The following is a 6,755-nucleotide window of genomic DNA, read 5'->3' as shown; positions in this document are numbered from 1 at the left end:
ACCCGCCTGGGCCTGTACGGCAACCTGTCCCTGAGTGCCAAGCAGCCCCTGACCCGCGACAACGTGGCTGTCATGGTGTTCAACGCTCTGACTCAGTGCGTGCCTGTGCAGTACAACGAGCTGCTGGGCATCTACTACAACGAGCAGCAGGGCATCACCTACAACCAGCAGTTCAACTACCTCCAGACTCTGGGCTACAAGAACTTCGATCTGGTGTACAAGACCGACACCCAGGACATCTACGGCCGTCCGGCCAAGACCTGGGGCACCGGCTCCTACGCCACCACCACCTCCGCCGCCAGCACCCAGAAGAACAACAACCTGGACGAGGACGGCAACCTGATCAACCAGTTCGTCCGGATGCTGGACAAGGACGAGATCATCACCGTTCCCCTGACCCCCGACCGCACCTACACCAAGTCCGTTAAGGAGCGCGACGTGGCCAAGGATCTGGGCAAGTCCGTCTGCACCACCAGCGGTCCTCAGGGCTATGACTGGACCGTCTACATCAACGGCAAAGAGGAAGAGGCCGCCCCCACGATGCCCGAGACTGACGACACCAACGAGTGGGTCTACACCGGCGAGGGCGTCCAGACCGAGATCTACATCGACGACGCCGACCAGACCGTCCGCGTGGTTGAAATCAACTACTATCTGGGCCAGATCACCCGCGTCCGCGACACCGAGGACGGCGAGGAAGTCACCGTGAAGCCCATCTCCCGCGGCGCTGAGCTGGATGTCAAGACCTTCCTGGCCGAGGGCTACTCCGAGGACGACTACGTCATCTTCACCGAGGACTACGACGAGGACGACGACGACTACATCATCGGCGAGCTCTTTGTTCCCGAGACCGTCACCGTCACCGTGGACCGCGTGGAGTTCGACACGGACTTCGGTCACACCTATCTGCGCACCTCTGACGGCAAGTATATCTACTCCGAGACCGAGGCTGCGAACGTCCCCGCCAAGGAGCCCGAGCGCCAGCAGCACATGGTCTATGACCTGGATGAGCCCTACGGCGACGAGCACCCCGCTCTGAACGAGGACTATGTCCTGTACCTGGATCCCACCGGCTATGTGGTTGCCTTCCAGGAGGCCGGCGACCAGGTGGTCCAGTACCTGTACGTGCAGGACGCTGACGAGCATCTGGGCACTTGGGAGGCCAAGGTCGTCCTGGCTGACGGCACCTCTCAGAAGGTCGAGCTGGCCAGCAAGGTCAAGGGCGACAAGACTGTCAAGGCCGACGGCGACAGCAGCGACACCGACAACGGCACCATCCGCTGGGGCAACGACAGCATCCAGCACGCCAACAACAAGAACAACGTGGCCAACATCGTGGACCATGTCTACAGCTACACTGTGAACTCCTCCGGCGTCTACACCCTGACCGACGTGGTGGACGTGCCCTTCGGCACTCAGCGCACCGACGGCGTGGCCGACACCGCCAAGATCCACAACGGCAAGGCCTACATCGACGAGTTCCTGAAGCCCAACACCGCTGAGATCGGCAACGACATCATCGTGGACCGCCAGACCAGCTTCGTGATCGTGGACGAAAAGACCGCGTACACCGGCTACACTGAGGTCCCCGACGTTGACAACGCCGGCGGCTACTATGTGGCTAAGAGCGCCACCAACAAGGTCGCTGCGGCTGTCTTTGTCCTGGACGGCGACCTGTACAGCGGCTCCGGCCGTTACTTCGTCCTCTCCAACGCCCACTGGGAGTCCAAGAAGATCGGCGGCACCACTTACCGCATCTACGACAAGGGCGCCTATGAGAACGGCGAGAAGATCGGCGAGCTGTGGGTGGCCGAGGACGCCTACGACGGCGAGCTTGAGGCCGGTGTGCTCTACAAGATCCTCAAGACCGAGAAGGACACCGACTACGTCATCGACCTGGAGCGGTACGTGGATGTGGCCCCCACTCCCGATTACAGCAAGGCCATCGTGGCCGGCGAGTACATCGACTCCGGCGACAACGCCTTCCGTATCCGCGATGACGGCATCGCTCAGCGCACCGTGAAGTTCGACACCAACGAGGACACCGTGTATGTCACCGTTGAGATCGACGCGGACGGCAAGATCACCGTCGGCCCCGGCAGCATCAAGGACGCCATGTACCGCGATACTGAGGAGAAGGCCGAGTACACCAAGACCGTCTTTGTGGTCAAGGCCAGCAACGACAGCAACACCGCCGACCTGGTCTACATCTTCGTCCAGGAGAATGCCGGCGCCTCCTCCAGCAAGGGCAAGAACGGCGGCCTGACCTGGGACGTCGAGAAGATCGGCGACCACGCCTTTGTGAACTGGACCTACACCGCGCCTGAGTATGCCGGCGTCAATCAGGATGTGACCTACACCGTCGTCGTCAAGGCCAATGGCACCGTGATCCACAAAGAAAGCCCCAAGACCTTCAAGCCCACCGTCGCGAACAAGGGCACTGACGTGGCCGGTGAGTGGGATGGTAGGATCTATGATTCCAACGCCACTGTGACCGTGGAAGTGACTGATGTCAAGCTGACCTACATCGGCATCCGCTACGTGGACGGCGACACCAGCGAGGTCCTGGCGGACAACACCTGGAAGAACTTCAAGGCGGGCACCGCGTTCACGACCAATACCCGTGGAGTTATTCCCACCAACGGCAGCAACATTGAGTTCAAGCTGGTGAGCGACGACTCTGTGACTAGGCCGAGCTACACAGTGACCGGCCTGGCCAAGGGCGACGTGACCATCCCCACCGAGCTGAGTGCGGCCGCGAACGGCCAGCAGACGATCAACGCCGACGCGAACAAGCCCATGGGCGACCGCGTTGTGATCGTGACCATCTATGGCCTGTCCTCCCTGAACGAGGCTTACGAGGTCAAGGTGAACGAAACCAACATCAGCAAGGAGAACGCTAAGAAGGCCATCACGAGCAAAAGCCCGGACAATGCTTCCGCCGCCGCGGCTGCCTTGAGTGAGTTTGATGCCAGCCTCACTGCTTACAGCGACGACACCTTGAAGATCGAGTTCAATACGGTTGAAAATATCAAGCGCGGCGACAGCGTGAAGATGACCGTCACGATGAATGCAATCAACAAGGCTGCGGCCTACGACGTCACCGTCACGGTGAACGGCGCGGACAAGGTGTTCCACCTGACCATGGACAAGGCGACCGACTCCGTGGTGTTCGACAACGTGAAGTCTGACCTGTCGGTCGACAACGTGAAGATCAAGCCCGTGACCGAGCGGCTGGCCATCGAGCCCGTGAGTAAGTCCAACGCGATTATCGCCGCCGACGGTAAGTCCATGACCATCGTGTTCAACCAACCCGTGGCCAGCAAGGATGGCGAGGATCTTGATGATACCGATATCGTTCTGACTGACACTGGTAACGCTTTCATCAAGACAATCACCGTTCGCGGCAAAAAAATCGAGCTGACCTTTAGCCAGGCGCTTGCCAATAATGCGACTGTGAAGGTCGTCGCCGCCAGCGTTATGGGCAGCGAGATCAAGAAAAACGTGTTGGATGGGAATGATCGGATCAAGGTTACGTTTAGTGATCCTGACTTCTCTGCCGCACTCGAGTCCTCCGGAGATTAAAACCTCTGAGGTAAACTCATGGAGATGGGGGCCCCGGGCCTTATGGCCCGGGGTCCCTTTCCGCTCACTCCTCCCCGGCGTCCAGCAGGGCGACGAAGTAGTAGTCAGCGGAGCTGTTGGTGGGCTCATTGTCCGACCCGGGCCGGATATTGACGGAGTTGCCCGACCAGGTGATTGTGGCGGTGTCAAAAGGCGCGCTCCCGGTGAGTGAGACCGCGCGGTTGTCCCCCCGCAGCAGGATAGTGCGGTAACCAAAGTATCCAATGACCACCAGCAGGGGCGGGCCCTCAAAGGTCACGGTTACGCCCTTGCTGGTGGCCGTGCCCCGGTAGGTGCCGTACTGGATGCGGCAGTTGCCCTTTTTGGCCACCTCCGCCGTCAGCGCCGCCTGGCCTTCCGCCAGAGCGTTCAGCGCCGCGTCGATCTTGGCGTTGTCGGCGTTGAAGTCGGTGCGGATCACCTCGTCCGTAGGCTGCCATTGGGATAGGTCGTAGTGTGTCGTGTGATTGCTTGCCATAAATTTTCCTCCTTAAAATAACTTGTCTCCGCCCGCTGGAACTCCCGCGCAGAGCAGGAACCCCCTGGGAAACCCCCGCAGGCGCGGCGAAGCGGCCCCGGCGGGCTGATTTCCCCCGTGGGCGGTGGGCGGAGCGCCCCCCCAGAGCAGCCCCCCCGGAGACCCCCGTGGGCGCGGCGGATCGGCCTCCGCAGAGCGGAAACTCCCCGGGAAAGCCCCTCGCCCGGCGGGCGAAAACTCCGCCCGGGGGCGCAAGCCCCCGGGCAATAAAAAACCGCCGTCTGAAAACGGCGGGCAAAAGCAAAAAGTGGTACATTCGCATACATTTACTGGAAGTTGGGCCGAACTCTGCCAATTTTGGCGGGGCGCGGCCCTTTTTTCTTGCCCGGATGGGTAAACGGCCAAAATGCCCCATTTCCACCCGCAAGCGGGCAGAGTGGGGCCGGATTTCCATAAAATGTATGGAAACATACCACTTCCGGCCCCTAAACGGGGATTTATAGAGGCAGGACCCCCGCCCCACCGGGGCGAAAAACCAGCAAACCACCGCTTTCTGCCCCCGGCGGGAGTTGGGGGCGCGGAGCGAAAACAGCGAAAAAGCCGTTTTGGGGCTGTTCGTCCCGAAACGGCGGATTTTATAAAGGAGGAAAATTTATGGCAAGCAATCACACGCAACATTATGAATTATCCCAGTGGCAGGCGACGGACGAGGTGATCCGCACGGACTTCAACGCCGACAACGCCAAGATCGACGCGGCGCTGTTCGGCAAGCTGGGGCGGAGCCAGTTGATCTCCACGATGGAGACGCAGGCCGGCGACACCGTTCTGAAAGTCGATTTCTCCCAAATCGACTGGTCGGAGTGGGAAACCGTCACCGTCCAATTTCTCATCCCGCCCGAAAAGCTGGACGACGACAATTCCAGACTCGACTTCACGCTGAATAACGGCCGCATCAGCGGCTATTTCAACAAGCTCTCTTCCTATTTCTGCTTTCTTAGCCTGCGGTCCTTCCAGGTAATCTTCCAGCCGTGCCACAACGCGGAAAACGAGATCGTTGCCCCGGTGGTGGGCAGCACCTGCGGCATCGCGGTGGGCATTGGCACGTTCAGCCAGCTGACCTCCATGGAAATCAAGTACATGTCCTCCGATTATAAACGGTTCCCGGCCGGGCTGAAGCTCACTATCTGGGGTGTGCGGTGAAAAAGCTCCCCCCGGGCGCAAGCCCGGGGGGAAAACTTCATCTTATGGGTTCAGAACTGTGCAGTCGATCAGGCGCCAGTCTTAGCCCAGCTGATGGACGCCAGATCCTGAGGCGCCGCGGGGATGGTGAGGGTGAACTCATCAATGTTCACCGCGTAGGCACTCTTGATCTGCTTCGCAGCGATGGTGGGCTTTTCAGCAGCGACAGTACCCGCACTCACGGTGTAAACCACGACGCTCTTGTCCTCCTGATCAGTTCCGTTGATCAGGAACTGACCGTCCACTTCCAGTGTGCCAGTCTTGGTGATAGTGGGCACAGCAGACAGCGCCTCAGTGAAGGTCACAACGAAGGTGTCGGCAGTCGCGGTCTCGCTGATCGCGCCGTCAGCGTTGTTGTCGTGATAGACGATGCTCTTGATCTGCGGGGCAGCGACCGCTTCGATCTTCACGACCTTCACATGGACGTCGTGGTCGGTGATGGTCACGCGCCAGGTGGGAGCGGTGGAGATAGTGGAGTTGTCGTTCGCCCAGGTGATGGTCTTCTCAACGCCGTCCACGCTCACGGTCACCTTGTAGCCAACAGGAGAAGTAGCGGCCAAATTCTCACTGCCGGTAGCGGTCATGATGACGGCGTCGCCGGGCTTCAAGCCGGTGATGTTGTCGTTCCGGCTGTTGCCGATGGCCAGCTGCAGGCTCCCCGCGGCGGTGGGCACAGCGAAGTCCAGGTCAAGGGCACTCAGAGCCTGCGCGGATTTGGTCAGGTTGTTGTCCAGGATGACGTCGTAGTTCTCAGCGGCGGCCTCCAGGCCAGTGATGACCACGCGGACGTAGTCGTCTCCGGCGGGGACAGCATTCCTGATGTTGGTGCCGCCACCGCCAACCGTCACGCTGCCGGTGAGGGCGGGATCGTTGGTCACGCCGGTCACAGTGTAGGTCCCGGCCGCCTTGTAGTCGTTGGCGTCAAGCGTGAAGCCGATGTTCTTGCCGGTGGTGTCATTCGCGATGTCGGTGGTGGTTTTACCCGCCACGGTTTTCACGGTGTTGCCGTCCTCGTCCTCATACAGGACGGTGATGCGGTCCCAGACCACCTTGGTGATCTTGATCTCGATCTCGTCCTTCTCGGGATCCAGGGCATCGTTGAGCGGGCCAACGCGGTAGCTTCCCTCGCCGGTGGAGGCGGAGTAAGTCTTATTGGCATCGTCGAGCCGGCCGTTCACGTAGATGTCGTAGGTGATCGTGGCCTTGGACTTGGTCTTGCCGGCGCCGTATGTCTCAGGCACGTACTCGGGACGCTCAACATCCAGCTCGAAGCGGATGGCGCCGTTGCGGTCGACGTAAGGATCGACCACGCTCACGCCGTCAACGGGGTCGCTGATGGAGCCGCGGCCGCCCTTCTCCTGGACGTAGATGTACACCAGGTCGGCGGTGTTCTTGTCGTTGCTGGTGGAGATCA

4 protein-coding genes are annotated in these 6,755 nt (G+C 60.4%); 2 read left to right on the top strand and 2 right to left on the bottom strand.

The annotated features are described in order from the left end of the window. Positions 1-3,585 (top strand): hypothetical protein (locus Q0Z71_RS16970; RefSeq protein ID WP_298025363.1); only part of this gene is annotated, 3,585 nt, incomplete at its 5' end. Positions 3,586-3,649: 64 nt separating this feature from the next. Here the strand turns inward: Q0Z71_RS16970 and Q0Z71_RS16965 are convergent. Continuing rightward, on the bottom strand, positions 3,650-4,102 hold the full coding sequence (locus Q0Z71_RS16965; protein ID WP_298025360.1) for a hypothetical protein: 453 nt from the start codon (positions 4,100-4,102) through the stop codon (positions 3,650-3,652). A gap of 654 nt (positions 4,103-4,756) precedes the next feature. Between Q0Z71_RS16965 and Q0Z71_RS16960 the strand changes: the two genes are divergently transcribed. Further along, the gene (locus Q0Z71_RS16960; RefSeq protein WP_298025357.1) at positions 4,757-5,302 is read left to right on the top strand and encodes a hypothetical protein; all 546 of its coding nucleotides are present in this window, start codon (positions 4,757-4,759) and stop codon (positions 5,300-5,302) included. Between the two features lie 68 nt (positions 5,303-5,370). Here the strand turns inward: Q0Z71_RS16960 and Q0Z71_RS16955 are convergent. Further along, positions 5,371-6,755: hypothetical protein (locus tag Q0Z71_RS16955; protein ID WP_298025354.1), on the bottom strand; the 1,385-nt coding region annotated here is incomplete at its 5' end.

Source organism: uncultured Dysosmobacter sp., assembly GCF_947631635.1.
Lineage (GTDB): Bacteria > Bacillota > Clostridia > Oscillospirales > Oscillospiraceae > Oscillibacter.
Note: the sequence above shows the minus strand (reverse complement) of the source record. Positions and strands in the feature narration are given on the sequence as shown.

Coding starts and splice junctions, on each gene's coding strand:
- Q0Z71_RS16965 (WP_298025360.1), bottom strand. CDS start 4,102: ATGGCAAGCAATCACACGACACACTACGACCTATCCCAATGGCAGCCT.
- Q0Z71_RS16960 (WP_298025357.1), top strand. CDS start 4,757: ATGGCAAGCAATCACACGCAACATTATGAATTATCCCAGTGGCAGGCG.